At 51.4% G+C, this 1075-nt stretch carries 2 protein-coding genes; both read right to left on the bottom strand.

Annotated features, from left to right (window positions below; all coding sequences use genetic code 11):
- Positions 1–929, bottom strand: a 929-nt coding sequence (gene dmeF / locus MCRY_RS22350; protein WP_085633972.1) for a CDF family Co(II)/Ni(II) efflux transporter DmeF, incomplete at its 3' end; no start/stop codon positions are given.
- An 11-nt stretch (positions 930–940) separates the two neighbouring features.
- Complete coding sequence (locus MCRY_RS23585; RefSeq protein WP_342351702.1) at positions 941–1063, bottom strand: metal-sensitive transcriptional regulator; 123 nt, start codon at positions 1061–1063, stop codon at positions 941–943.
- Positions 1064–1075: the final 12 nt, after the last annotated feature.

The following is a 1075-nucleotide window of genomic DNA, read 5'->3' as shown; positions in this document are numbered from 1 at the left end:
CCCGGCTTCGTGCGGTACTCAACTGTCAGATGAGTGATCTCATGAACTGTCGCAAGCCGTTCTCGTATGTTTTGTGCATTCACTGCTGGGCTGCCTAGAACACTCACAATAGCGGCGCGGGCTTGCGGCCCTACCTGCCAGACATGAAGATCTATGATCGAAGCATCTCCCTGTCGCTCAACCAGTTCACGAATCTCTTCAGCGACATGATCATCTGTCTGGTCTAGCAATACACTCGCAGTCACCCGCATCAACGACCAAGCCCAGCGTGCGATGACAACTGCACCCACAATCCCCATTGCAGGGTCGAGCCAGACCCAACCAAGGTAACGACCAGCAAGCAGTGCTGCGATGGCCAGAACCGAAGTCAGTGCATCTGCAATGACGTGAATATAAGCAGAGCGCAGATTATTGTCATGACCATGTGCATGGTGAGATTCATCTTGGCCGTGGTCATGCCCATGGTGATGATTATGACCGCCAGACAGCAAAAGCGCGCTCACCACATTCACTGCTAATCCGACAATTGCGATAAGAGTCGCTGTCCCGAATTGCACTTGAGTCGGTTGAAAGAGACGAAATAGCGACTCTCCGGCAATTCCCAAAGAGACCAGTCCCAAAATCAGAGCAGATGCGAAGCCACCCAAGTCTCCAACCTTGCCAGTTCCAAAACTGTAGCGAGCATTTGAGGCATGTCTTTTTGCGTAACCGTAAGCAGCTGCGGCTATGCCAAGTGCTCCAGCGTGTGTTGCCATGTGAAATCCATCAGCAAGCAACGCCATTGAGCCAGTGAGATAACCTGCGGTGATTTCAGCAACCATCATTACGACGGTCAGAGCCACTACCCACAAGGTTCGCTTGGCGTTTTCTTCATGTGATTTCCCCAGGAACATATGGTCGTGGGAATAGTCGGTGTACGAATTACTCATCTGGGCAAATCCTATTTGGAATAGCGGCGAATGGCTTCGAGAAGCTCATCGACGCCTTTCGCTCTTTCTTCGTTGCTGAGTGTCGGATTCGCAACGTGTTCACGAGCGTGGTCTTCGATAATTTCATCCATCAGCCCATTGATAGC

This window comes from Marivita cryptomonadis (assembly GCF_002115725.1).
Taxonomy (GTDB): domain Bacteria; phylum Pseudomonadota; class Alphaproteobacteria; order Rhodobacterales; family Rhodobacteraceae; genus Marivita; species Marivita cryptomonadis.
The sequence above is the reverse complement of the archived record's forward strand: the minus strand, read 5'-3'. Positions and strand labels throughout refer to the sequence as shown.